Annotated in this window: 22 protein-coding genes; 11 read left to right on the top strand and 11 right to left on the bottom strand. The window is 62.4% G+C overall.

The window, feature by feature from the left end; all coding sequences use genetic code 11:
* Nucleotides 1-145: 145 nt before the first annotated feature.
* Nucleotides 146-1,045, bottom strand: coding sequence for a hypothetical protein (locus D906_RS18050; protein ID WP_026020443.1), 900 nt, complete (start codon nucleotides 1,043-1,045; stop codon nucleotides 146-148).
* 214 nt (nucleotides 1,046-1,259) lie between these two features.
* Here D906_RS18050 and D906_RS18045 point away from each other — a divergent pair, with 214 nt between their 5' ends.
* The 4 genes from D906_RS18045 to D906_RS18030 all read left to right on the top strand — a co-directional run bounded on the left by D906_RS18045 (nucleotide 1,260) and on the right by D906_RS18030 (nucleotide 5,037).
* Nucleotides 1,260-2,060 (top strand): nuclear transport factor 2 family protein, encoded by an 801-nt coding sequence (locus D906_RS18045; protein ID WP_019098678.1) that lies wholly within the window; start codon nucleotides 1,260-1,262, stop codon nucleotides 2,058-2,060.
* Nucleotides 2,061-2,124: 64 nt separating this feature from the next.
* On the top strand, nucleotides 2,125-3,531 hold the full coding sequence (locus D906_RS18040) for an FAD-binding oxidoreductase (RefSeq protein WP_026020442.1): 1,407 nt from the start codon (nucleotides 2,125-2,127) through the stop codon (nucleotides 3,529-3,531).
* A 32-nt stretch (nucleotides 3,532-3,563) separates the two neighbouring features.
* A complete protein-coding gene (locus D906_RS18035) occupies nucleotides 3,564-3,905 on the top strand; it encodes a cupin domain-containing protein (protein WP_027615477.1) in 342 nt (113 codons plus the stop codon).
* 52 nt (nucleotides 3,906-3,957) lie between these two features.
* Nucleotides 3,958-5,037: a polyamine ABC transporter substrate-binding protein gene (locus tag D906_RS18030; RefSeq protein WP_027615476.1), complete on the top strand. Its 1,080-nt coding sequence runs from the start codon at nucleotides 3,958-3,960 to the stop codon at nucleotides 5,035-5,037.
* Between the two features lie 33 nt (nucleotides 5,038-5,070).
* On the opposite strand, the gene D906_RS18025 is transcribed toward D906_RS18030, so the two are convergent.
* The 3 genes from D906_RS18025 to D906_RS18015 all read right to left on the bottom strand — a co-directional run bounded on the left by D906_RS18025 (nucleotide 5,071) and on the right by D906_RS18015 (nucleotide 7,366).
* Nucleotides 5,071-6,654 (bottom strand): peptide chain release factor 3, encoded by a 1,584-nt coding sequence (locus tag D906_RS18025; protein ID WP_016713179.1) that lies wholly within the window; start codon nucleotides 6,652-6,654, stop codon nucleotides 5,071-5,073.
* 90 nt (nucleotides 6,655-6,744) lie between these two features.
* On the bottom strand, nucleotides 6,745-7,071 hold the full coding sequence (locus D906_RS18020; protein ID WP_019098676.1) for an XRE family transcriptional regulator: 327 nt from the start codon (nucleotides 7,069-7,071) through the stop codon (nucleotides 6,745-6,747).
* A 67-nt stretch (nucleotides 7,072-7,138) separates the two neighbouring features.
* Nucleotides 7,139-7,366, bottom strand: a complete 228-nt coding sequence (locus D906_RS18015; protein ID WP_232062845.1) for a type II toxin-antitoxin system RelE/ParE family toxin — start codon at nucleotides 7,364-7,366, stop codon at nucleotides 7,139-7,141.
* A 457-nt stretch (nucleotides 7,367-7,823) separates the two neighbouring features.
* Between D906_RS18015 and D906_RS18010 the strand changes: the two genes are divergently transcribed.
* The 4 genes from D906_RS18010 to D906_RS17995 are packed head-to-tail and all read left to right on the top strand — an operon-like array spanning nucleotide 7,824 to nucleotide 11,269.
* Entirely contained in the window at nucleotides 7,824-8,537 is a 714-nt protein-coding gene (locus D906_RS18010; RefSeq protein ID WP_016713180.1) for an ABC transporter permease, read from the top strand.
* Nucleotides 8,538-8,550: 13 nt separating this feature from the next.
* Entirely contained in the window at nucleotides 8,551-9,465 is a 915-nt protein-coding gene (locus D906_RS18005; RefSeq protein ID WP_016713181.1) for a glycine betaine ABC transporter substrate-binding protein, read from the top strand.
* Nucleotides 9,462-10,115, top strand: a complete 654-nt coding sequence (locus tag D906_RS18000; protein WP_016713182.1) for an ABC transporter permease — start codon at nucleotides 9,462-9,464, stop codon at nucleotides 10,113-10,115. The genes D906_RS18005 and D906_RS18000 overlap by 4 nt, the downstream gene beginning before the upstream one ends.
* Nucleotides 10,112-11,269: a betaine/proline/choline family ABC transporter ATP-binding protein gene (locus tag D906_RS17995; protein ID WP_019098675.1), complete on the top strand. Its 1,158-nt coding sequence runs from the start codon at nucleotides 10,112-10,114 to the stop codon at nucleotides 11,267-11,269. The genes D906_RS18000 and D906_RS17995 overlap by 4 nt, the downstream gene beginning before the upstream one ends.
* 35 nt (nucleotides 11,270-11,304) lie before the next feature.
* Here D906_RS17995 and D906_RS17990 read toward each other — a convergent pair whose 3' ends face one another.
* From D906_RS17990 to D906_RS17980, 3 genes are all read right to left on the bottom strand, one after another.
* A complete protein-coding gene (locus tag D906_RS17990) occupies nucleotides 11,305-13,734 on the bottom strand; it encodes a TonB-dependent receptor (RefSeq protein WP_019098674.1) in 2,430 nt (809 codons plus the stop codon).
* A 107-nt stretch (nucleotides 13,735-13,841) separates the two neighbouring features.
* On the bottom strand, nucleotides 13,842-14,804 hold the full coding sequence (locus D906_RS17985; protein ID WP_016713185.1) for a FecR family protein: 963 nt from the start codon (nucleotides 14,802-14,804) through the stop codon (nucleotides 13,842-13,844).
* 20 nt (nucleotides 14,805-14,824) lie between these two features.
* The gene (locus D906_RS17980) at nucleotides 14,825-15,310 is read right to left on the bottom strand and encodes a sigma-70 family RNA polymerase sigma factor (RefSeq protein WP_019098673.1); all 486 of its coding nucleotides are present in this window, start codon (nucleotides 15,308-15,310) and stop codon (nucleotides 14,825-14,827) included.
* Between the two features lie 507 nt (nucleotides 15,311-15,817).
* On the opposite strand from D906_RS17980, the gene D906_RS17975 reads away from it, so the two are divergent.
* Entirely contained in the window at nucleotides 15,818-16,981 is a 1,164-nt protein-coding gene (locus tag D906_RS17975) for a type III PLP-dependent enzyme (RefSeq protein WP_016713187.1), read from the top strand.
* Nucleotides 16,982-17,050: 69 nt separating this feature from the next.
* Here the strand turns inward: D906_RS17975 and D906_RS17970 are convergent, their stop codons facing one another.
* Together D906_RS17970 and D906_RS17965 are read right to left on the bottom strand one after the other, a co-directional pair.
* Nucleotides 17,051-17,818, bottom strand: a complete 768-nt coding sequence (locus tag D906_RS17970; protein WP_019098672.1) for a tetratricopeptide repeat protein — start codon at nucleotides 17,816-17,818, stop codon at nucleotides 17,051-17,053.
* A 3-nt stretch (nucleotides 17,819-17,821) separates the two neighbouring features.
* Nucleotides 17,822-18,502 carry a Fe2+-dependent dioxygenase gene (locus D906_RS17965; protein WP_025753806.1) on the bottom strand — a complete coding sequence of 227 codons (681 nt, stop codon included), beginning with the start codon at nucleotides 18,500-18,502 and terminating at the stop codon, nucleotides 17,822-17,824.
* A 222-nt stretch (nucleotides 18,503-18,724) separates the two neighbouring features.
* Here D906_RS17965 and D906_RS17960 point away from each other — a divergent pair, with 222 nt between their 5' ends.
* Together D906_RS17960 and D906_RS17955 are read left to right on the top strand one after the other, a co-directional pair.
* Complete coding sequence (locus tag D906_RS17960; protein ID WP_027615475.1) at nucleotides 18,725-21,016, top strand: TonB-dependent siderophore receptor; 2,292 nt, start codon at nucleotides 18,725-18,727, stop codon at nucleotides 21,014-21,016.
* Nucleotides 21,017-21,118: 102 nt separating this feature from the next.
* A complete protein-coding gene (locus tag D906_RS17955) occupies nucleotides 21,119-23,674 on the top strand; it encodes a sulfite reductase flavoprotein subunit alpha (protein ID WP_025753808.1) in 2,556 nt (851 codons plus the stop codon).
* Nucleotides 23,675-23,803: 129 nt separating this feature from the next.
* On the opposite strand, the gene D906_RS17945 is transcribed toward D906_RS17955, so the two are convergent.
* Nucleotides 23,804-24,595, bottom strand: coding sequence for an amidohydrolase (locus D906_RS17945; RefSeq protein ID WP_019098669.1), 792 nt, complete (start codon nucleotides 24,593-24,595; stop codon nucleotides 23,804-23,806).
* Complete coding sequence (locus tag D906_RS17940) at nucleotides 24,583-25,731, bottom strand: pyridoxal phosphate-dependent aminotransferase (RefSeq protein ID WP_019098668.1); 1,149 nt, start codon at nucleotides 25,729-25,731, stop codon at nucleotides 24,583-24,585. The genes D906_RS17945 and D906_RS17940 overlap by 13 nt, the downstream gene beginning before the upstream one ends.
* Nucleotides 25,732-25,757 lie beyond the last annotated feature (26 nt).

Genomic DNA, 25,757 nt, shown 5'->3' with positions numbered 1-25,757 from the left:
TTGCGCCCCATTCGCAGCCTTATGCTGCGAGAGGGCCGCAAAGCGGCTCTTTCGGTCAATGCATGAAAATGGCGATCAGGATGATGACCGGAATCGGTACCCCAAGCATCCAGAGCAGTATCGAGCGCATGTCGGTTCTCCTTGCTTAACGTTGAATGGTGCGATGGGCGACGTATTCGCCTTCCAGCCACTGCACCTGGTCACGACGGCGACCACCATAAAGCGCTGCAAGGCTGGCGAAGAAGGCGCCACACAGCAGTGCTACAAAGGTCCACAGCGCGGTCCATGCAGCAGCCTTCGCGGCAGCCTCAGCCGCTTGCTTGGCCTGCAGCTTGAGCTGTTGCACCTGGGCCATCACCTGGTCGACGCGGGCCTCTGCTTCGGGTTGGGTCAAGCGGGTGCGTTGCGCCACCAACTGCGCCAGGTAAGCGCGGTCTTCAGGCGCAAGTGCACCGTCACCTGCCAGGCCCTTGGCCAGAATGCGCGCCGCTACCCCATTGGCAGCGTCCTCGCTCACCGGCGCAGGGCCGTCACCACGGAACAGGCTGTCGACGTAATACCCCATCGAATCCTTATCGGCATTGGCAGCCGCCGCGCCACCGGCAGCAGCACTCATGCCAACCACTTGCGTCGCCGCGCTGGCTCCAGCACCTACCAGGTTGCCCGCCGTACCCAGGACCAGCATCGCAGCTACCAAGGTGGCGACTGCCCAGGACAGGAACCCATGGGCGGTGTCGCGGAAGTACACTTCATCGCCATGCAAGTTGGCCCACTTCACACGCAGCCTGCCGGCGATATACCCGCCCAGGCCAGAAGCGATGATCTGCGTCAGCAACAGCCAGATGATGGTGGAAACCGCCAGCGTTTCCGCGCTCGCGCCCTCGTTGGCCCAAGGTGAAGTGGCGGCAAAGCCCAAGCCCGCACCCAGCACCACCAATATCAAGGATAAAGCGGCCGCCGCAGCAGCACCCGCGAAGATGGCCGCCCAGGAAACACCTGAGCGGCCTTGAGTATCGAAAACGGAGGAGTCGGCAGAGGGGATCATGATATGTGCGCCTATGTATGTTGTTAGCGAGAAGTCCATTCGCGCAGTAACCGTTGCAGAGGCTGTGCCATTCATTACAAAAAATTACTTACATAAAAATCAGATAGTTAGTGAATTCTTCGATTTAAGAATCGTGCAAAAAGCGCGAGTGGCGCTCCGGCATCAGGTGTTCTGCAATATTGTGGCCTTTACGCCGGCGAGGCATGATCTGGCAATGACGCTCCCTGACGACTCCGCCCAGACCCCGCTCACCGCTGACACCGTGCTGCGCTACCACCTGTGCTGGAAGCATCGTGACCTGGACGGGGTCATAGCGCTGTACCACCCCGACATCCAGTACCACGACTTTTTCCAGAACCGGGTGCTTGGCTACGTTGAGATGCGCGACTACGTACGCGCCTGCCTGCCCCATGAAGCCGGCGAAGACATCGTTCACAGTGACCGCATCCGCGTCGATGGCTGCACCGCGTTCATCCAGTACCAGGTCACGGTCCAGGGTGGCGATGGCCTGGTGGCGTTCCAGTCCAGCGAGGCGATCACCGTCAAGGACGGCCTGATCTGGCGGGTCAACGAATACGCCACGCTGGTTCGCCAGAACAGCAGCGGGCGCACCAGTACCGGCCCGCGCCCTGCCACCAGCCGCCTGGGGTTGTCACCACGGCAACTGTCGACCATGGCCCAGGACCTGGAACACTACTTCCAGCGCCAGCGCCCCTACCTGGACCCGGAGCTGGACCTGCAGCAGGTCGCCGACGCCAGTGGTTACAGCCGCAACCAGATTTCCTACCTGCTCAACCAGGTGCTTGGGCAAAGCTTCTACCGCTACGTCAACCAGGCTCGCTTGCAACACCTGATGGCCAGCCTGGACGACGACAGCGTCGAGGCAACGATTGACGAGTTGGCGTTCAGCGCCGGCTTCAACTCACTGTCAGCGTTCTACAAGTGCTTCCGGGAACACACCGGCCTCACGCCCAAGGCGTACCTGAAGCAAATTTCCCTGCGTGCACGCACGTAAGACAGCCGCCCGCACAGCCCACTAGGATCGCCCACAAACCTTGACGGATGTGGAGCCCAACCCGATGCAACCCCTGCGCACGCTCAGCCTGTGGATGGACCAGCTCGACGAGCCACTGTGCGCTCGCCCGGCCCTGCGTGAAGACCTGGTTGCGGACGTGTGCATCATCGGTGCCGGCTACACCGGCCTGTGGACTGCCTACTACCTCAAGCGCCAGGCCCCGCAGCTGAACGTCGCGGTGATCGACGCCAACATCGCCGGTTTCGGCGCCTCCGGGCGCAACGGCGGCTGGCTGATGGGCAACCTGCTGGGCGAAGACCGCCTGCTGGCCACCCTGTCGCCACAACAGCGCCGCGCCAGCATCGACCTGCTGCACGGCATTCCCGATGAAGTACAGCGTGTGCTGCAACGCGAAGGCATCGACTGCGACTACCGCAAAGGCGGCGTGCTGTACTGCGCCGCACGCTACCCGGAGCAGGAACGCAGCCTGCGCGCCTACCTGGACGATCTGTATCGCCAAGGCATGACCGAAGACGACTACCGCTGGCTGCGCCCCGAGCAACTGGACGCCCAACTGCGGGTCAGCAATGCCTTTGGCGCCATCTACAGCCCGCACACCGCGACCATCCAGCCGGCCAGACTCGTGCGCGGCTTGGCTCGGACAGTGGAGGCGATGGGCGTGCCGATCTATGAAAACACGCCGGCCATCGATTGGCAGCCCGGCGAGGTGCGCACGCCGCTGGCACGGATTCGCTGCCAGTGGGTAGTGCCCGCCGTGGAAGGTTACGCTGCCAGCCTGCCGCCACTGGGCAAACATCAGTTGCCCGTACAGAGCCTGCTGGTCGCTACCGAACCACTGCCGGACTCGACCTGGGAGCAGATCGGCCTGAGCCAAGGCCAGGCCTTCAGCGAAAGCAGCCGCCAGGTCACCTATGGCCAGCGCACCGCCGACAACCGCCTGGTATTCGGTGCCCGCGGAGGCTATCGCTTCGGCGGCCGACTGCGCGAAAACTTCAACCTCGACGCGCAAGAAATCGAACTGCGTCGTTACCTGTTCAGCGAGCTTTTCCCGCAACTGAAACACGTACGCATCACCCACTCCTGGGGGGGCAACCTGGGCATGGCCCGACGCTTCCGCCCGCACATGCTGTGCGACCGCCAGCGCGGCATCGCCCTGGCTGGCGGCTACGGCGGCGAAGGTGTCGGCGCCACCAACCTGGGCGGGCGCACACTTGCAGCGCTGATCCTCAACCAGCACAACGAACTGACCGCACAGCCCTGGGTGCTCGACAACCGCCCGGTTTCCAGCCTGGCCAGCTGGCCACCCGAACCCTGCCGCTGGCTGGGCTACAACGCCATCATCCAAAGCTTCGTCCACGAGGACCGGACCCTCGCCAACCCCGCCAGCGCGCCCTGGAGGCGGCGCCTGGCCAGCTCGCTTGCGGACTTCATGGAAGGCTTCATGCACTGACTTCCCTTTCCCATACACAGGATCCACCGGTCATGAGCATCCCCCAGTTCAAGAACACTGACAGCGCCGTGCTCGACAGCAGCAACCCGGTCGCGGTACCGCTCGGCGAACCCGTAGCCGTGACGTCGGTCACCTGCGTGGAGCGCAGCGACGGCGTGGAAACCGGCATCTGGGAATGCACCCCCGGGCGCTGGCGCCGGCAGATCGTGCAACAGGAGTTCTGCCACTTCATCAAGGGCCGCTGTACCTTCACCCCCGACGGTGGCGAGCCCCTGGTCATAGAAGCCGGAGACGCATTGATGCTACCGGCCAACAGCACTGGCACCTGGGACATCCAGGATACCGTGCGCAAGACCTACGTCCTTATCTTCTGATCCGCTGATCGCCTGCCTTCGATAACAACAGACAAAGCAAGGTAACCCCGACATGCGCACGCTCCTTCTCGCTCCCCTGATGCTGGCCGCCAGCGTGGCCGGCGCCGCCGAAACGGTAAAGATCTACAACTGGTCCAGCTACGTCGCCCCCGACACGCTGAAAAACTTCCAGCAGGCCAGTGGCATCGTGCCCACCTACGACGTGTACGACAGCAACGAAACCCTCGACAGCAAGCTGATGACCGGCAACTCCGGCTACGACGTGGTGTTCCCCTCCAACCATTTCATGGCCCGGCAAATCCAGGGCAAGGCCCTGAAGCGCCTGGACAAGTCGCAGTTGCCCAACTGGCAAAACCTCAACCCGGTGCTGCTCAAGGCACTGGAGGTAAACGATCCGGGCAACCAGTACGGCTTCCCTTACCTGTGGGGCAGTACCGGCATCGGCTACAACATCGACAAGGTCAAGGCGGTGCTCGGCGACAATGCACCGGTTGATTCGTGGGACCTCATCTTCAAGCCCGAGTACATGAGCAAGCTGAAAAGCTGTGGCGTTGCCGTGCTGGACAACGGTCCTGAACTGCTGCCAATTGCCTTGCACTACCTGGGCCTGCCACACCATAGCCAGAACCCGGCAGACTACGACAAGGCCAAGGCGCTGCTGATGCAGGTACGCCCGTACATCAGCTACTTCCACTCATCGAAGTACACCGGCGACCTGGCCAACGGCGACATTTGCGTGGTGGTAGGTTTCTCGGGGGATGTGCTGCAGGCGAAGAACCGTGCCGAAGAGGCGAAGAACGGGGTGAAGGTGGGCTACTCGATCCCCAAGGAAGGCGCGCCCATGTGGTTCGACATGGTGGCCATGCCGGCGGATGCTCCGGATGAAAAAGCCGGGTATGCCTACATGAACTACCTGCTGCAGCCGGACGTGATGGCCAACATCAGCAACCATGTGCAGTACGCCAACGGCAACCTGAAGGCGGACGGGCTGGTGGATCCCGCGATGAAGGGTAATACGATGATTTACCCAAGCGAGGATGTGATGGGCAAGCTGTATGCGCTGGAGGCGATGCCGGCGAAGATCGACCGCATTCGCACGCGGATCTGGACCAGTATCAAAGCCGGGAATTGAAAAGGGGCCGCTTGGCGGCCCCATTCTCAATTATCAGTGATGCTCGCGGGTAGCGCGGAATTTGATGTCCGGCCAGCGCTCTTCCATCAGCGACAGGTTGACCCGGGTAGGCGCCAGGTAGGTCAGGTGACCGCCACCGTCGATGGCCAGGTTTTCCATGGCCTTGGTCTGGAATTCCTCAAGCTTCTTCTTGTCGTCGCAGCTGATCCAGCGGGCCGACCACACGGTGATCGGCTCGTAGGCGCACTCGACCTTGTACTCTTCCTTCAGGCGGCTGGCGACCACGTCGAACTGCAGCACACCGACCGCACCGAGGATGATGTCGTTGCTACGCTCCGGGAAGAACACCTGGGTAGCACCTTCTTCAGCCAGCTGCTGCAAGCCCTGGCGCAGCTGCTTGGACTTCAGCGGGTCCTTGAGGCGCACGCGACGGAACAGCTCCGGGGCGAAGTGCGGGATACCGGTGAAGCCCAGCGCTTCGCCTTCGGTGAAGGTGTCACCGATCTGGATGGTGCCATGGTTGTGCAGGCCAATGATGTCACCGGCAAAGGCCTCTTCCAGCTGTTCACGCTCGGAGGAGAAGAAGGTCAGCGCATCGCCGATACGCAGGTCCTTGTTCAGGCGCACGTGGCGCATCTTCATGCCCTTCTCGTACTTGCCCGAGCAGATGCGCATGAAGGCGATACGGTCGCGGTGTTTCGGGTCCATGTTCGCCTGGATCTTGAACACGAAGCCGGTGAACTTCTCTTCCACAGGCTCGACGGTACGCTCGTGGGCAACGCGGCCCAGCGGGCGCGGCGCCCAGTCGACCACGGCGTCGAGCACGTGATCCACACCGAAGTTGCCCAGCGCCGTACCGAAGAACACCGGGGTCAGCTGCCCGTTGATGAACTCTTCCTGGTTGAACTCATGGCAGGCGCCCTGCACCAGCTCCAGCTGCTCGACAAACGAGTCGTACTGGTCACCCAGGTGTGCGCGGGCTTCGTCCGAGTCCAGCTTCTGGATGATCTTGGCTTCGGTGCGCTCATGGCCGTGGCCAGGGGTGTACACCACGATGTAGTCGCCGGTGAGGTGGTACACGCCTTTGAAGTCGCGGTAGCAACCAATCGGCCAGGTGATCGGCGCGGCCTTGATCTTCAGTACGGCTTCGATCTCGTCCAGCAGTTCGATCGGGTCGCGGATGTCACGGTCGAGTTTGTTGATGAAGCTGACGATCGGCGTATCGCGCAGGCGGCACACGTCCATCAGGGCGATGGTACGCGGCTCAACCCCTTTACCGCCGTCGAGCACCATCAGCGCCGAGTCCACTGCGGTCAGGGTGCGGTAGGTGTCTTCCGAGAAGTCTTCGTGGCCGGGGGTGTCGAGCAGGTTGATCATGTGCTCGCGGTACGGGAACTGCATCACCGAGGTGGTGATGGAGATGCCGCGCTGCTTCTCCATTTCCATCCAGTCGGAGGTGGCGTGGCGGTCGGACTTGCGCGACTTCACGGTACCGGCGACGGCAATGGCCTTGCCCATCAGCAGCAGCTTCTCGGTGATGGTGGTCTTACCGGCGTCGGGGTGGGAAATGATTGCGAAAGTGCGGCGCTTCGCGACTTCGGCGGCCTGGTTGGTCATGGGAAATCGCCTGACTGGGGGATTTAAAAGGGGCGATATCATACCTGAAGTTGGGCGGGGACGAAAATCTGATCCCCGCCCGCTGGTCAATCACGCGCGTTTTGCCTGATCCTCACAAAAACCGTCAAGCGTGACAGGAGGCCGGCCGGGCATATGTACAACGAGTTCCAATGTCCCACCCAAGGCCTCCACATAGCTGCGCAGGGTGGATATCAACATGTCACTCCTCTTCTCCACTTTCGAAACATTGCCCTGACGAATATCGAGACGCTCCGCCAACTCTTCCTGCGTGATATCCAACTGCCTGCGCAATGCTTGCATGGTCATTTCTTCACGGATCAGTTCCCGACCGCGTGCTTCCACCCTCGCCCTGCGCTCAGGTGAAAGTTCGTTCATGACGTCATCGAGTGTTTTCATCGTTCAACCTCTGGACAGGTGCCGCTCAAAACGTGCGTCGGCACGGTCGATCAGGCTCCGGTAAAACCTACGCTCGTTGATGCCTGCCCTTGTCTCCCGCGACCAACAGCAACGCGCATCGAGATGGGTCAAAAGCGAACGCTACGCGCCACACACCATCGCCGACGCTGAACCGCAACTCTTTCATGTTCGCGTGCCTTGAACCCTTCAGGGTATCCACACGAGGTCGCCCTAAAGCCGGGCCGCGGCATGCAAGCAGGTGGAGGTGAGCCAACAGTTCATCCTGAACCTCCATTGCCAACCTCCCGAACTCGACTGTGAATTCTGGGCACATCCCTATAGACCACACAACAAAAATACCTCCGAGAGAATATTCCCTCAAGGAAATTATCGAGAAACTTCAAAGGGAATATTGCTTGGCGAGACAAGTGGCTTGATAGCAGGTAATTCAACGCCTTGATGTAAGAATTGCGCTTATTTTTCGCGTGAATTTTCTATTGCTCCAGTGATTAACGCTGGCCAAATGCCGCCTCAGATGGGAACCTTTACACCCACGGAGACGTCCACTCCCCTGCAACCCGCTTCGGTTGGGGATCGGTTTCATCAGCATTTTCGGGCCCGACGGGGTTCGGCTCATGGCCTGATCGCAGCCTTCGGCGTGTATCAAGCTGCTACTCGCGAACACACCATCCGCCGCCAGGCCTGGCCGGCAAAAAAGAAGTGTGCTCGCCGACTACACAAGGAGTCCGCCTGTGGCAAAACGCTACGGAAAAGGGCTGTTGGGATGCGCCATCGTGCTCGTCATCCTGGCCCTGCTGATCCACTGGATCGGCATCGACACGATCACGCGTTATCGCGACGATCTTGGGTTCTACCTGCAAGCGCACCTGGTACTGGTGCTGGCTTCGATGGCGGCGGCGTTGGCCGTGGGCATCCCCGCTGGCATTGCGCTCAGTCGACCGCACCGGGTCGACAAAGCCGAGCGCTTCATGCAGTTCTTCAACGTTGGCAACACCATCCCTCCCCTGGCCGTTCTGGCCATCGCCCTGAGTATTCTGGGCATCGGCGCCGGGCCTGCGATCTTCGCACTGTTCCTCGCCTCTCTCTTGCCCATCGTGCGCAACACCTACGAGGGCCTGAAAAACGTCCCCGCCTCGCTCAAGGAAGCCGCCACCGGCATCGGCATGACCCCGCGCCAGCAACTCTGGCAGGTGGAATTGCCCAACGCCGTGCCGATCATTGTCGGCGGTGTTCGCGTGGCCCTGGCGTTGAACGTGGGCACCGCGCCCCTGGCTTTCCTGATCGGTGCCAACAGCCTGGGCAGCCTGATCTTCCCCGGCATCGCCCTGAACAACCAGCCACAGCTGCTGCTGGGCGCCGCGTGCACCGCGCTGCTGGCCCTGGTGCTGGACGCAGCGGTGAGTTTCTCCAGCAAGCGCTGGCTGGAACGTGGCCTGGCCCAATAAGGATAGGGAACGTATGAAGAAAAGAATCGCCTTGCTGCTGGGCGCGGCCCTGCTGTTCGCAGGATTTGCCCAAGCAGCTGAAAAACCGCTGGTGCGCATCGGCGCGCGGGTATTCACCGAACAGACCGTGCTCGCCGAAATCACCGCGCAATACCTGCGTGCCAATGGCTTCGACGTGCGTGTCACCACCGGCCTTGGCAGCAACATCGCACGCCAGGCCCAGGAGACCGGCCAGCTCGACCTGATGTGGGAATACACGGGCGTGTCGCTGGTGTCGTATAACCACATCGACGAGCGCATGCCCAACGCCGAAGCCACTTTCGCCAGGGTAAAGGCACTGGATGCCAAGAAGGACCTGATCTGGCTGACCCCGTCGAAGTTCAGCAACACCTACGCACTGGGCCTGCCCCGCCAAGTGGCCGAAGCCTACCCGCAGGTGAACACCATCAGCGACCTCAGCCAGGTGCTGCATGACGAAAGCCAGCGCACCCACCTGGTGGCGCTGGACACCGAGTTCGCCAACCGCCCCGACGGCCTGGTCGGCCTGCGCGAGATGTACGGCCTGCCGCTGGACCGTCGCAACATCCGCCAGATGGACGGCGGCCTCGTCTACACGGCCATGCGCAACAACCAGGTGTTCGCTGGCTTGGTGTATACCACCGATGGCCGCCTGAACGCCTTCGACCTCAAGCTGCTGAAAGACGACAAACACTACTTCCCGGACTACACCGCCGCCCCGGTGGTGCGCAAGGCGGTGCTCGACGCCAACCCGCAACTGGCCGGCCTGCTCAAGCCGCTGGCCGAGCAGCTGGATGACGAAACCATGCGCCAGCTCAACGCCAAGGTCGACGTCGAGCACCAGAACCCGACCGCCGTCGCCGCCGCCTTCCTGCGTGAACACCCACTGAACAGCGAGGGCCAGCCATGAACCTGATCGATACCTTCAGCCACCTGGACTGGGCCCAGGTGCTGCAACTGACCTGGCAGCACATCATGCTGGTGGGCATAGCAGTAGGCCTGGCGATCCTCGTCGGGGTGCCGCTGGGCATTCTGATGACGCGCTTCCCGGCCCTCGCTGGCCCATTGCAGGCCAGCGCCACGGTGCTGCTCACCATCCCCTCCATTGCCCTGTTCGGCCTTCTGCTGCCGTTCTACTCCAAATTTGGCCAAGGCCTTGGACCACTCCCGGCGATCACTGCCGTGTTCCTCTATTCGCTGCTGCCAATCATGCGCAACACCTACCTGGCCCTGACCAACGTCGAGCCCGGCATCCGTGAAGCCGCACGCGGCATCGGCATGACCTTCGGCCAGCGCCTGCGCATGGTCGAGCTGCCCATCGCCGTGCCGGTGATCCTCGCCGGTGTGCGCACCGCCGTGGTCATGAACATCGGCGTCATGACCATCGCCGCCACCATCGGCGCCGGCGGCCTGGGTGTGCTCATCCTCACCTCCATCAGCCGCAGCGACATGTCGATGCTGCTGGTCGGCGCCGTGCTGGTCAGCCTGCTGGCGATCATTGCCGACCTGCTCCTGCAAACCCTGCAACGTGCCCTGACTCCAGAAGGACTGCGCTCATGATCGAACTGAAGAACCTCAGCAAAACCTTCAACGTCAACGGCAAGGACGTGAAAGCCGTCGACGCGGTAAACCTCACCGTCAACGAAGGGGAAATCTGCGTGTTCCTCGGCCCCTCGGGCTGCGGCAAAAGCACCACGCTGAAAATGATCAACCGCCTGATCACCCCCACCTCCGGCCAGGTGTTCATCAACGGCGAAGACACCAGCGGCCTGGACGAAGTGACCCTGCGCCGCCGCATCGGCTACGTGATCCAGCAGATCGGCCTGTTCCCCAACATGACCATCGAGGAGAACATCACCGTGGTCCCGCGCCTGCTCGGCTGGGACAAGCAAAAATGCCACGAGCGTGCGCGCGAGCTGATGCACATGATCAAGCTGGAGCCCAAGCAGTACCTGCAGCGCTACCCGCGTGAACTGTCCGGTGGCCAGCAACAGCGCATCGGCGTGATCCGCGCGCTGGCAGCCGAGGCCCCGGTGCTGCTTATGGACGAACCCTTCGGCGCGGTCGACCCGATCAACCGCGAGATGATCCAGAACGAGTTCTTCGAGATGCAGCGGGCGCTGAACAAGACGGTGATCATGGTCAGCCACGACATCGACGAAGCCATCAAGCTGGGCGACAAGATCGCCATTTTCCGCGCCGGCAAGCTGCTGCAGCTGGACCACCCGGACACCCTGCTGGCGCATCCGGTGGATGACTTCGTGAGCAACTTCGTAGGCCAGGACAGCACGCTGAAACGCTTGCTGCTGGTGCGTGCCGAGGATGCCGCAGACAACGCGCCGTCGGTGAGCCCGGAGACGCCGGTGAGCGATGCGCTGGAGCTGCTGGACGAGCACGACCGCCGCTACGTAGTGGTGACCGATGCACAGAACAAGGCGCTGGGTTATGTGCGCCGACGCGACATGCACCGCCAGCAAGGCACGTGCGGGGACTTCCTGCGCCAGTTCAATGCCACGGCTTCGCATGATGAGCATTTGCGCATCCTGCTGTCGCGGATGTACGAATTTAATAGGGCGTGGTTGCCGGTGCTGGATGCCGAGCAGGTGTTCTTGGGCGAGGTGACGCAGGAGTCGATTGCGGCTTATCTGAGTTCGGGTAGGTCGCGGGGGGCGAAGACCAGTATCGTTTCGCCGGCTGAGGCGGTGGCTTCGTAATCGCCGGGGGCGCGTTGCGCCCCGGCAATTTCAGATCAGAACCCTACACTGGCCTGCACATAGAAGGTGCGCGGCTCACCCACATAAATGCCGGCATTGTTGTCGCTGGAACGGGTGAAGTACTGCTTGTCGAACAGGTTCTTCACCCCCGCCGCCAACTTCAGATTGGACATCTCTGGCCCGAACTCATACCCGCCACGGGCATGCCAGGTCACATAACCCGGAATATCGCCATACTGCCCATCGGCACTCGGCTCGGTGATGTAGTCACCATTGAAGCTGCCGTCGGCGTTGATCCCGGTGCCCGGCGCACGCTGCTTGGATTGGGCGTAGGCATCCAGGTTCCAGGTCCAGCGGTTGACCTCGTAACGCACGCCGGCAGTGGCCACCTGGCGTGAGTAGAACGGCAGGTCACGGCCCTTGAAGCCGGGAATCTCGCCTTCATAGGTGGCGCGGGTGTAGGTGTAGCCGCCGTTCACCGACAGGCCTTCGAAGCGCGGGTCCAGCCCGGCCAGGTCATAACGAACCGACGCTTCGATACCCTGGTGCTTGGTGGCGCCCAGGTTGGTCCAACCCACATCGTTGCTGATGTACTGCAACTCGTCATCGAAGTCGATGTAGAACGCCGTCAGCTCACCGGCGAAACCACCATTGTCATACCGCGTACCGATCTCGTAGGTCTTGGCCTTTTCCGGCTCCAGGCCATTGGCCGTGCTGTTGCCGGTGCCGCCCTGGCCCAGCTGGAAGTACTGCAGGCTGCCGAACGAGGTCTCGTAGTTGGCGAACACCTTCCAGGCATCGGAGATGTGGTACATCACGCTCAACGCTGGCAGCGGCTCGTTGCTGGTAATGCTGCGCTTCTTCTCGGCCACCGGGCGGTTGTTGGCGCCCAGCACCGGGCGGTCGCGCCAGTCGGTGTTGATGTGCTCGAAGCGGATGCCTGGGGTGATGGTCCAGTTGCCGACATCGATCTTGTCGTCGATGTAGTAGGCGCTGGCCTCGGTGCCGCCACTGCGGTCCTGGAACACGTGGCCGTCCGAAGTCGGGGTCTGGGTCGGCACATTGTCGATCAGCGCCAGACGGGTCGACTGCTCGCGCATGGCTTCTTTCAGGTAGCGGTAGCCGACGCTGACTTCCTGGGTGGTCGGGCCGGCGAAGAAGATCCGCGACACACGTGGCTCGATGGCGAAGGTGTGGTAGTTGCGCGGGTACGATGACAGGGTCTTCATGTCACGCGAGGCGATGGCGCTGCCGCGGTAGCTGTCGGTGTAGTAGGTCAGCACTTCGAACTGGGTGGCATCGTCAAGCTGGCGCTGCCACTTGAACGACACGTCCTTGCGGCGACCGGCGAAGTAGTCGTAATCGCGCAGCGACTGGTACGGGTTGCTGTCGTACTGGGCCTGGGTCAGGCCACCGGGCATGTCGGCGCGGCCATCGTAGTAGTGGAAGTTGAGCCAGAACTCGTCGACATCGGTCGGCGCCCAGTGGGTCTTGAGGATAACGTCGTCGATGTCGTTGCCGTTGTTGCTTTCACGGTAACCGTTGCCGTTGACGCCGGTATACAGCAGTGCCACCCCCATGCCGTTGTCTGCCGTGCCGCCGACGAAGGCCGACTCGGTGTGCTTCCAGCCGCCGTGCTGGGAGGTTTCCAGGGTGGTGGACAGCTCTGCCGAGGCCTTTTCCGGAATTGCCCGGGTGACGAAGTTGATCACCCCTCCCACGTTCTGCGGGCCATAACGCACCGAGCCTGCGCCACGTACCACGTCGATGCTGTCGAGGTTGCCCGAGGAAATCGGCGCCATCGACAGCTGAGGCTGGCCATACGGCGCGAACGCGGCCGGGATGCCGTCGATCAACACGGTGGAGCGCGGCGACAGGCGCGAGGTCAGGCCGCGCACGCCCACGTTCAGCGACAGATCGCTGCCGCCAGTGCCGTTGGAATCCTGCACCTGCACACCCGGGATGCCACGCAGCACATCGCGAACGTTCATGGCGCCCTTTTCCACCATCGCCTCGCGGCGCACCACGGTGCGGGCGCCGGGGTGGTTCTGCACCACGCTCTGCTGCGCATCGCCCAGCCAGTCACCGACTACCTTGATGTCGGTGGGCGCCAGCTCCAGGCTGCCACTGCCCAGGTCAAGGGTAGTCGGCAGCGGCTTTACCACAACGGTGTCCTGGGACACCTCGAAGGTCAGCCCGCTACCTTGCAGCAACTCTTGCAGCGCTTGCACCGGCGCCAGGTTGCCAGACACCGCCGGGGCCTGCTTGCCAGCCACCAACTCGGGGCTGAAGAACAGTTGCAGGTTGGTCTGCTGGCCAAGCTGGCTCAGCGCCGATCCCAGCGGCTGGGCCTGGATCTGGATGGTGTTGCCGGCCTGTGCAGCCTGGCTGTTGACGGCCACGGCACTGACCGCCAGGGCCAGCGCCAGGGCGGGCAAACGTGGGAAAGGTTTGTTGTTGTTCACGTCGTCGAAACATCCTGAATGCGGAATAAACGCCAACTGCGTGCAAATGGAAATGCTTGGCAGTTGCAGCTGGCGAGGAAGACGAACGAGTGGAAAAAAACCTGAATCTATTTCGCAATTATTTCGCGGGAGCCGTCTTCATGGGCCTTGATGGCCACCGGCAGGATGCTCGGCAAGGCCCGCAGCAGCGCGTCGGTGTCGTCGGTGCTGAAAGTGCTGGAAAGGCGCATCTGGGCGACTTTGCCCGGGGCAACCCGCAACGGTTGGCTGCGGTAGCGCGAGGCTTCAGCCACTACCTCGGCCAAGGTCGCATTATCGAACACCAGCTTGCCCTGGCGCCAGGCGGTCACAGCGGCAGCATTGACTGCGTAAGGTGCGGTGACCGCGCCTTGAGCGTCTATTTGCGAACCCTGCCCGGCCGTAAGCTGCGCAAGTGACGCTCCCTTGCCCTGCACACGCACCGAACCCTGCTCCACCGCTACCCGCGTGCTGGCCGGGTCCAGGCGAACGTCAAAGCGGGTACCGGTTACCGTCACACGGCCCTGGGCGGTGTCGACCACGAACGGCCTGGCGCTGTCGTGGGCGACGCTGAACATCACCTCCCCGGCGCTCAGGCGGATATGCCGCTGTCCGGCGCTGAAATCGACCTGCACCTGTGTGTTGCCATTAAGTTCCAGGTGCGTGCCATCCGGCAACTCAACCTGGCGGCGCTCGTTAAAGGCAGTCTGCAGGCTGTCCTGATGGTTCAGTTGCTGGTAGTGCCAGCCGGCCCAGCCCAGCCCCAACGCCAACACCGCAACACTGGCGGCCAAGGCCTGACGCACAAAGCGCCGACGAGGCAGCTGCTGCACCGGTTCCGGCTGGCACAGCGCTTCAAGGCGCTGGCGTGGAATGAAGCTGGCGGCCTGCCAAACGCGACTGAGGTGTTCGTACTCTTCCCGGTGGCGCTCGTCGCTCGCCAACCAGGCACGCAACTGTTTCTGCAGCCCGGCATCCCGAGGCGCATCCTGCTCGCGGGCGAACCATGCGGCCGCCTGCTCGCGGACGGTATCGGTACCGTGCTGTTTCATCGAAAAGGTCTCCTGACGCTTCATGCCGACACATCCACATGTTCACGCAAGTGCCGGAGCGTGCGGATCATATACTTTTCGACCATGTTCTTGCTCAACCCCATGCGCTCGGCGATTTCGGCTTGGGTAAGGCCTTCGAGCTTCTGCCAGATGAACACCTGCCGGCAGTTGAGCGGCAGCTCGGCCAGTGCCCGCTCGACGCTGTCGGCCAGCTCCAGGGCTTGCACGTAGGCCTCCGGGTCGCCACTGCCGCTACCGCCATCGTCGAAAGCTTCCAGTTCCAGGGCCTGGCGGCGGTCTTCGCGGCGCAAGCCATCCACGACAATGTTGCGTGCGGTCTGGTGCAAGTAGGCACGCGGCTGCTCAACCTGTTCGCGCGGGTTCTCCAGTACCCGGACAAAGGCATCGTGGGTGAGGTCCTCGGCCTGCTGACGACTGCGCAGTTTGCGCGTCCAGGTGCCGATCAGCTCATGGTAATGGTCGAGGAAGCCTTTGTGTCCGGACACGGTCGGGGGTCATCAGGAAGGCAGACAAGGGTGCGAATAGTAATGTTTCTCATCAAAACCAGCAAATCCGCCAGTCGGTAACAAAAAATTTATCAGCCATTTCCTGTACGTGGGTACCAGGAAAATGTGGCCATAAATATGAACACCCCTGGCCCTTTCGCGGGTAAACCCGCTCCCACAGGAATGGCGAAAACCCTGTAGGAGCGGGTTTACCGGCGAAGGCCCCAATGCGGTCTATTCCACAATTTTTTACGCTTGAAACATCGTGGGGAACATCAGCCGGTCACATGGGTCGTCTATTCAAATGGCTGGTCGTCGATCCACGCCGATCACGCCCGGATTACCTGTTGATTCTGCATTCTTCACGCCCTAAAGTGCGCGCCGAACGTCCATGCTGGAAACGATCCATCCGGCTCAAGTACTGAGTAGGCGAACCAAAGTGGGGATACGGAGGACGTTCAGTTTGCAGCCACTTATTCTTTCAGTTTGCCCATGGAGTCCCTGAGCATGTCGATCCAGGTCGAAGACTATTTCGCGCGTGACACCTTCCAGAAAATGAAGGCGTTCGCCGACAAGCAGGAAACCCCGTTCGTACTCATCGATACCCAGATGATCAGCCAGGCCTATGACGACCTGCGCGCCGGTTTCGAATTCGCCAAGGTGTACTACGCGGTCAAGGCCAACCCGGCCGTCGAAATCATCGACCTGCTCAAAGAGAAAGGTTCGAGCTTCGACATCGCCTCGATCTACGAGCTGGACAAAGTGCTGGGCCGTGGCGTCAGCGCCGACCGTATCAGCTACGGCAACACCATCAAGAAGTCCAAGGACATCCGCTACTTCTACGAGAAGGGCGTGCGCCTGTACGCCACCGACTCCGAAGCCGACCTGCGCAACATCGCCAAGGCCGCACCGGGCTCGAAAGTGTACGTGCGTATCCTGACTGAAGGCTCGACCACGGCTGACTGGCCGCTGTCCCGCAAGTTCGGCTGCCAGACCGACATGGCCATGGACCTGCTGATCCTCGCCCGCGACCTGGGCCTGGTGCCTTACGGCATCTCCTTCCACGTGGGCTCGCAGCAGCGCGACATCAGCGTGTGGGATGCTGCCATTGCCAAGGTCAAGGTGATCTTCGAGCGCCTGAAGGAAGAAGATGGCATCGAGCTCAAGCTGATCAACATGGGTGGCGGCTTCCCGGCCAACTACATCACCCGTACCAACAGCCTGGAAACCTACGCTGAAGAAATCATCCGCTTCCTGAAGGAAGACTTCGGTGACGAGCTGCCGGAAATCATCCTGGAGCCAGGCCGTTCGCTGATTGCCAACGCCGGTATCCTGGTCAGCGAAGTGGTGCTGGTGGCGCGCAAGTCGCGTACCGCAGTCGAGCGCTGGATCTACACCGATGTGGGCAAGTTCTCCGGCCTGATCGAAACCATGGACGAAGCCATCAAGTTCCCGATCTGGACCGAGAAGAAAGGCGAAGCCGAAGAAGTGGTCATCGCCGGCCCGACCTGCGACAGCGCCGACATCATGTACGAAAACTACAAGTACGGCCTGCCGCTGAACCTGGCCATCGGTGACCGCCTGTACTGGCTGTCGACCGGCGCCTACACCACCAGCTACAGCGCGGTGGAATTCAACGGCTTCCCGCCGCTGAAGGCTTACTACCTGTAATGCAGAACGGGGCCGCAAGGCCCCGTTTTTGTTTGCGTGCCCCCAAGGCCGCTCCTACACCTGACCGCGTCAACCGGTCGGATTGGAACGGTCTTCGCGCCGTTCGATCTCCTCGGCATACCGCCCCGCAAAGGCCATCAACACCGGCCCAGCGCCCTGCAAGGTCACCAACGCAGCGCGCAGGAAATTCATGTTCCCCTCAACCCGCGCCCGCTCCAACCACTGCCCGGCCTCCGCCATCTGCCCGCGCTCTACCAGTACCAGCGCCAGGCTGAACATCCCTCGAAAATCCCCAGCCTCAGCCGAACGCCGATACCAGCGCACCGCTCGCGCCGGGCTTGGCGCCGTTGCAATGCCCTGCTCCAGGTAACGCCCGTACAGGTTCATCGACTTGGCATGCCCCATCTGCGCAGCCTTCTCGTAGCACATCAGTGCCTGCGCCTGATTGGCCGGCACCCCGCGACCAGTGGCCAGCAGGTTGCCCAGATTGTAAAGGCCCCAATCCAAACCGGCATCAGCCGCGCGCGCATAGTGGATGGCCGCCTGCGTCAGGCTCGGCTCGCCGCCCCAACCATGCTCCAGGCAACGCCCGAGCATGTTGTGCGCCATGGCACTGCCGCCCTGTGCGGCGATGCCAAACCAACGCCGGGCCACGGTGGCATCCTGCTGGATTCCACGGCCATCCAGCAGGATCTGCCCCAACAGCAACTGCGCCTCGACCGCGCCCTGCCCCGCTGCCGCCAGAATCGCCTGAGCGGCCTTGCCGGGGCTTTCCTCCAGCATGGCCTGCAAACCGGCCACATCCACCACTTCCTCACGTCGCAACTGGTAGGACACGGCTCATACCTCAGCCCAGCGGCGCAGCAGGTTGTGGTACGTGCCGGTCAGTTGCAGCAGCGACGGATGGTCCGGCACATCGGCAGTCAATTGCTGGATAGCGTTATCCATCTCGAACAACAGCGTCCGCTGGCTGTCCTCACGCACCAGGCTCTGGGTCCAGAAAAATGCGGCGTAACGCTGGCCACGGGTTACCGGGTTTACCTTGTGCAGGCTGGTGCCGGGGTACAGCACCAGGTCACCGGCGGCCAACTTGACCTGCTGCACGCCGTAAGTGTCCTGAATCACCAACTCGCCACCGTCGTAGCTGTCCGGGTCGCTGAGGAACAGCGTGGAAGACAGGTCGGTACGCACCCGCTCCGGGCTGCCCTTGGGCTGGCGCAGGGCGTTGTCGATGTGAAAACCGAAGTTGCCGCCTTCGCGGTAGCAGTTGATCAGCGGCGGGAACACCTTGTGTGGCAAGGCCGCCGACATGAAGCGCGGGGTTTTCCACAGCCGGTCGATCAGCGCGCTGCCAATCTCCTTGGCCAGCGGGTGCCCTTCCGGCAACTGCAGGTTGTGCTTGGCCTTGGCCGACTGGTAGCCAGCCGTAGCCTTGCCATCAGCCCAGTCGGCCTGCTCCAGCGCCTCGCGAATACGGGCCAGCTCATCAGCGTCGAACAGGCCTGGGATGTGAAGCAGCATGGCAGCAGCACCGTTAGGAAGTGTAAAGGCGCCAATGATATTGATTCCCTTTTGCGCTGCACAAGCCCCATTCGCCGCTTAAGACGTTTCAGCTGGATGAAACCGTAAAGGCAAATTGTAAAGATTGTAAATTCTTCACGAATGGTAACGACTCTCAATTGTGAGTCACAATTGCTTACATTAAGATCCGCCGCCTCAACACCTTGGGGAAGGTCCTTAGCAATGCGCCAGTCCGTACCATCTGCTGTGAGTTCGCCACGCCTGATCGTGTCTGCCATCGGTGTCGCCCTTAGCGCCACGTCGGTCTACGCCGCCGACCCGGCCGCCACCAGCGCTATCACCCTCGACGCCACCAGCGTCAATGGCAAGGCTGAACAAGCCAGCACCGATTACAAGGTTGAACAGGCCTCCTCGCAGAAGTACACCGCGCCGCTGTTAGACACCCCGCGCTCGGTTACCGTGATCCCGCAGCAAGTGATCAAGGACACCAATGCCTTGACCCTGCAGGACGCACTGCGCACTGTGCCGGGCATTACCTTCGGTGCTGGCGAAGGCGGCAACCCGCAAGGCGACCGCCCGTTCATTCGTGGCTTCGATGCCCAGGGTGATACCTACCTGGACGGCGTGCGAGACACTGGCGCGCAAACCCGCGAAATTTTCGCCATCGAGTCGGTGGAAGTGGCCAAGGGCCCTAACTCGGCCATCGGTGGCCGTGGCGCTGCCGGCGGCACCATCAACCTGGTGAGCAAGCGCGCGCACCTTGGCAACTCGCTCGACGGCGCCTGGACTTGGGGCAGCGACCAGACCCAGCGCTACACCTTCGATGGCAACTACCAGTTCAGCGATACCGTTGCCGGCCGCCTGAACCTGATGACCCACGAAAGCAACGTCGCCGGCCGCGACAAGGTCAACTACGACCGCTGGGGTATCGCCCCGTCGCTGGCCTTCGGCCTGGGCACGCCAACCCGCGTCAACCTTGACTACTACCACCTGGAAAGCGACGATCTGCCGGATTCGGGCATCCCATACACCATCCCGACCAACGGCAGCGCCGGGCGCACCTCGGCGCACCCGAGCAAACCGAATGACGGCGGCGACAGCGATAACTTCTACGGCCTGACCGGTCGCGACTTCCGCAAGACCCGCGTGGACATCGCCACCTTCGCCATCGAGCACGACCTGACCGACGCGCTGACCATCAAGAACACCCTGCGTCACGGCAACAGCATGCAGGACTACATCCTGACCCAGCCTGACGACAGCAAGGGCAACGTCAACAACGGCAGCGTGTGGCGTCGTGCCAACACCCGGGTGGGTAATACCGCCACCACCACCAACCAGACCGACCTGTTCGGCGAGTTCTACGTCGGTGGTTTGAAAAACAGCTTCTCCACCGGTATCGAGCTGAGCCGTGAAGAAAGCGAGCGCTCCAGCTACACCGTTGACACCGACACCGTCCCAGGCGGCAGCGCCAATACCAACTGCACCCCGGGCATGATCGGCTCCACCAGCGGGTACAACTGCACCTCGCTGAGCAACCCGAACCCGGATGATCCGTGGAACGGCACCATCTCGCGCAACTACGCTGGCACCACCACCAACAGCAAGACCCGCGCGATCTATGTATTCGACACCCTGGAGCTGACCCCCGAGTGGCTGGTCAACATGGGCCTGCGATACGACCACTTCGACACCGACTACAAAACCTACAACGCCGCTGGCACCACCACTGCCAAAGGCAACGACGTCAGCGAGTTCGTGACCGGCCAACTGGGTCTGGTGTGGAAGCCGGCCGAAAACGGCAGCATCTACGTGTCCTACGCCACCTCCGCAACGCCACCAGGCGCCATGCTCGGCGAAGGTACCGAAGGCAACCCGCTGGGTGGCACACCTGACCGCAACGGGAATCTGCTGGCCAGCGATATGGAGCCGGAAGAAACCACCAACTACGAGATCGGCACCAAGTGGAACCTGCTTGACGAGCGCCTGTCTCTGGCTGCGGCGCTGTTCCGCACCGAGAAGGAAAACGCCCGGGTACAGGTCAACACCAACACCTACGAGAACGTCGGTGAAACCCGCGTGCAAGGTATTGAACTGTCTGCCAGCGGCAAGCTGACCGATAAATGGCAGGTGTTCGCCGGCTACACCTACATGCAGGCACGCCAGATCGACGGCGGCCCGCTGGGCAAGGCCAACGACGGCAACCAACTGCCGAACACGCCAAACAACAGCGCCAGCTTGTGGACCACTTACGCGATCACGCCGAAGCTGACCATCGGTGGCGGTGCGTTCTACGTGGATGACGTGTACGGCAGCGTAGCCAACACCACCATGGTCGACAGCTACGTTCGCTACGACGCCATGGCGGCCTACAAGCTGACCAAGAACGTCGACCTGCAGCTGAACGTGCAGAACCTGACGAACGAGGTGTACTACGACAAGGCCTTCTCCACCCACTTCGCCAACCAGGCGGCCGGGCGGACTGCACTGTTGACCACCAGCGTTCACTTCTAACGCAGCAACCCAAAGCCCCGTTCATACCAGTGAGCGGGGCTTTTGCGTATCAAGGCATAATGCACGCCGCGCAGGTAGCGGCAGCAACACAAGGTGAGAGACGTGGTGAAGAAGACGCTGTTCCAATTGCACTGGTTCTTTGGCATCACCGCTGGCCTGGTGCTGGCCTTGATGGGCATCACCGGGGCCTTGTATTCGTTCCAGGAAGAACTGCTGCGCGCATTCAATGCCGATGTGCTCAAGGTAGAGGTGCGCGCCGAAGGCGTGCTGCCGCCAGCCGAGCTGGTCCAGCGAGTCGAGGCCCAGCAACACGACAAGGTGTCGATGCTGTGGGTCGACGTGCGTGAAGGCAACGCCGCACGGATCTTCTTCATGCCGCCACCCGGCGAACGCCGTGGCGAGCTGCGCTATGCCGACCCCTACACCGGCGAACTCAAGGGCAAAGTGGCCGGGCAAGGCTTCTTCAACCTCATGCTCAACCTGCACCGCTTCCTGGCCATGGGCGACACCGGCCGGCAGATTACCGGTGCCTGCACCCTGATGCTGGTGTTCTTCTGCCTCTCCGGCCTGTACCTGCGCTGGCCGCGCAAGGCACTGGACTGGCGCACCTGGCTGACCTTCGACTGGGCCAAGAAAGGTCGAGCCTTCAACTGGGACCTGCACGCCGTGGCCGGTACCTGGTGCCTGCTGTTCTATCTGCTGTTCGCCCTTACCGGGCTGTTCTGGTCCTATGAATGGTACCGTGAAGGCCTGAACAAGCTGCTGGCCGACAAGCCGGCCGCGGGCCAGCAACAAAAACGCGGCGAAGGCCGTGGCCGCCACGGGCCGCAGAAAGTCGACAAGAACGCCCCGCCGCTGGTGGTCGACTATGACGCGATCTGGGCCAACCTCAAAAACGCTGCCGGCCCAGGCCTGGCCATGTATAACCTGCGCCTGCCGCCGGTGGGTGGCCAGCCTGCCAACCTGTTCTACTTGCTGGACAACGCCGATCACCCGCGCGCGTTCAACACCTTGGTGCTGGACCCGGCCACCGGCCAGGTGAAAAACCACGACCGCTACACCGACAAGTCCTTCAAGGCCCAGCTACTGCAAAGCGTCTACGCCCTGCACGTTGGCGAATACTTCGGCCTGCCGGGCCGCATCATCGTCACTATCGCCAGCCTGACCATGCCGCTGTTCTTCGTCACCGGCTGGCTGCTGTACCTCGACCGCCGCCGCAAGAAGCGCCAGGTGCGCGAAGCCCGTGGCAGCGTTGCCAGCAACAATGGCAGCGGCGAAAGCTGGCTGATCAGTTTTGCCAGCCAAAGCGGCTTTGCCGAGCAACTGGCCTGGCAGAGCGCCGGGCAGCTGCAAGCAGCGGGCATGCCGGTACAGGTGCGCGCCCTGGCCGAACTGGGTGAAAACGACCTTCGACAAGCCCGCCGCGCGCTGTTCGTGGTCAGCACCTTCGGCGACGGCGAAGCCCCCGACAGCGCCCGCGCCTTCGAGCGCAAGGTACTTGGCCAACCTTGGGCGCTGAACAACCTCAGCTACGCTGTACTCGCCCTCGGCGACCGCCAGTATCCGCACTTCTGCGGCTTCGCCCGCCGCTTGCAGGCATGGCTGGGTGAGCGCGGTGCCAGCAGCGCGTTCAGCCCGGTGGAAGTGGACAATGCCGACCAGGCAGCGCTGCAGCAGTGGCAGCAAGAACTGGCGCAGCTGACCGGCGCCCAGCCGGTGGCCGCCTGGCAGCCGCCGAGCTTTGCCAATTGGTCACTGGTGCGCCGCGAACTGTTGAACCCTGGCAGCCAGGGCCAGCCGGTGTACCTGCTTGGCTTGCAACCGGAAGCGCCTGCCAGCTGGGAGGCCGGCGACCTGGTGGAGATCCTGCCGCTCAATGGCCAGCCCCGTGTCGACGCCTTCCTCAATGGCCTGGCGCTGGACGCCAGCGCCAAGGTGCAGGTGAATGGCCTGAGCGAAACCCTGGCCCAGGCGCTCGCTGGCCGCCAGTTGCCGGCACGTCGTGATCACTTGATCGGCTTGCAGCCGCAGGCATTGATCGACGCACTGGTGCCGATCGGCAGCCGCGAATACTCCATCGCCTCGATCGCCAGCGATGGCGTGCTGGAGCTGATCGTGCGCCAGGAACGCCACGCCGATGGCCATCTGGGCCTGGGCTCGGGCTGGCTGACCGAGTACCTGCCGCTGAACGGCACCTTGAGCCTGCGCCTGCGGCGTAACAGCGGCTTCCACCTGCCGGAAAGTGCCGCACCGATGATTCTGATCGGTAACGGCACCGGCCTGGCCGGCCTGCGTAGCCTGATCCGGGCGCGGGTGAATGCTGGCGAGCAGCGTAACTGGCTGCTGTTCGGCGAGCGTAACCGGGCGCATGACCTGCTATGTGGCGATGAGCTGCAAGGCTGGCTGGACAGCAGCGACCTGGCACGGCTGGACCTGGCGTTTTCACGCGATCAGGCTGAGAAGGTGTATGTGCAGGATGTGTTGCTGCAGCAGGCTGATGAGTTCAAGCGCTGGGTCGCTGAGGGCGCCTGTGTGTATGTCTGCGGCAGTCTGCGAGGCATGGCTGCTGGCGTGGATGCAGCGCTCAACGGCATGCTTGGGGAGGCCGCTGTGCAGCAATTGATCGAAGATGGACGGTATCGCCGGGATGTGTATTGATCGAAAATTAATGTAACCAGCGCCGGCCTCTTCGCGGGCAAGCCCGCTCCCACAGGGTCCTCACAGATTTCGAATACTGTGCAGTACCTGTGGGAGCTGGCTTGCCGGCGATAGGGCCAGTTCAGGCCGTCAGTGAAGCTCGAAGGTATCGGCATCCAGGTTGGCCGGGAACTTGGCCCGGTAAGCCGCCAGCTCCGCCGCGCTCAACACTGCAGTGAACACCCCGTCCGCTTCCCCGGCACTGAGCAGGCTCTCACCCTGGAAGTCCAGCACCTGGCTATCGCCTGAATACGCAAAGCCTTTGCCATCCGTCCCCACCCGGTTAACCGCTGCCACATAGCACAGGTTCTCGATCCCCCGCGCCGGCAGCAGCCGGTTCCAGTGTTGGCGCCGCGCAGCCGGCCAGTTAGCGGTGTACAGCAGCAGGTCGGTGTCCTGGGCATCGCGGCTCCACACCGGGAAGCGCAGGTCGTAGCAGATCAGTGGGCGAATTCGCCAGCCCTTGAGCTCGAACTGGACCTGGCGCTCGCCCGGGGTGTAGTGCTTGTGCTCACCGGCCATGCGGAACAGGTGGCGCTTGTCGTAATGCAGAATTTCGCCATCCGGCCGCGCCCACAGCAGGCGGTTGCGGTGACTGCCGTCAGCGGCCTGGATGATCACGCTACCGGTAATCACCGCGTTGCATTTCTTCGCCTGGGCCTTCAGCCACTTGTAGGTCGGGCCGTTCTCCGGCTCGCACAGGCTTTCCGATTGCATCGAGAAACCGGTGGTGAACATTTCCGGCAGGATTACCAGGTCCACCTCGCCCACCTGCTCCAGCAGCACCTCGAAGTGCGCATAGTTGGCCTCGCGGTCGTGCCAGGCCAGGGTGGTTTGCACCAGGGCGACTCTCAGGTTCGGCAGTGTGCTCAAATCGCGCATAGTCGTTCCGCTGCCTGACGCAGCGTCTCCTCTCGTTTGGCAAAGCACAGGCGGACCAGGCGTTGCTCGGGGATGGGTTGCTGGTAGAACACCGACACCGGAATGGTCGCCACACCGTGCTCGCGGGTGAGCCACAGCGACATGTCGACATCGTTCAGGTCCGGGCGGATCTGCGAATAGTCCACCAGCTGGAAATAGGTACCCGCCGTGCGGGTGAAGCTGAACCGCGAACCGTCCAGCAAACCGCAGAACAGGTCACGCTTGGCCTGGTAGAAGGCCGGCAGTTCATCGATGTGCTCGGGGTGCTCGGCCATGAAGTCGGCCAGCGCACATTGCAAAGGCGTCACGCCGCAGAAGTTGACGTACTGGTGAACCTTGCGCAGCTCCGCGCTCAGCGCCGGGGGCGCGATCACGTAGCCGGTCTTCCAGCCGGTCACGTGGTAGGTCTTGCCGAACGAGCTGACCACGAAGGCGCGTTGATACAACTGCTCATGGGCCAGCACGCTGGCGTGGCGTACGCCGTCGTACACCAGGTGCTCGTAGACCTCGTCGCTGACCAGGTAGATATCACGGTCGGCAATGAGTGCCGCCAACTGGTCGAGGTCTTCGCGGGTAATCAACGCGCCACTGGGATTATGCGGCGAGTTGAGAATGACCATGCGCGTGCGCGGGCTCAAGGCATCGCTGAACTTCTGCCAGTCGATGCGGAAGTCGCCGTCGCTGAGTTGCACATGCACGCAGCGGCCACCGGCCAGCTCCACGGACGGCTCGTAACTGTCGTAGCAAGGGTCGAAGACGATGACCTCGTCACCCGCATGGACCACAGCCTGAATGGCACAGAAGATCGCCTCGGTGGCACCGGGGGTGATGGTCACTTCCTGGTCCGCATCCACCTTGGCGCCATACAGGCGCTCGACCTTGGCTGCCACCTGCTGGCGCAGGGCCGGCAGGCCGGTCATGGGCGAATACTGGTTGTGCCCGGCAGCCACATGCCGGCCCACTGCATCGAGCAGGGCCTGCGGGCCGTTGAAATCAGGGAAACCCTGGGACAGGTTGAGCGCACCGGTCTGCACGGCGAGCTGGGACATGGTGGTGAAGATGGTCGTGCCGACGTTCGGCAGTTTGCTGCGGATCATGGAGCCCTCTTTCCTGGGGTGTATCC

This window comes from Pseudomonas sp. LAIL14HWK12:I1, assembly GCF_003202095.1.
Lineage (GTDB): Bacteria > Pseudomonadota > Gammaproteobacteria > Pseudomonadales > Pseudomonadaceae > Aquipseudomonas > Aquipseudomonas monteilii.
This window is presented reverse-complemented; position numbering and strand designations above follow the sequence as displayed.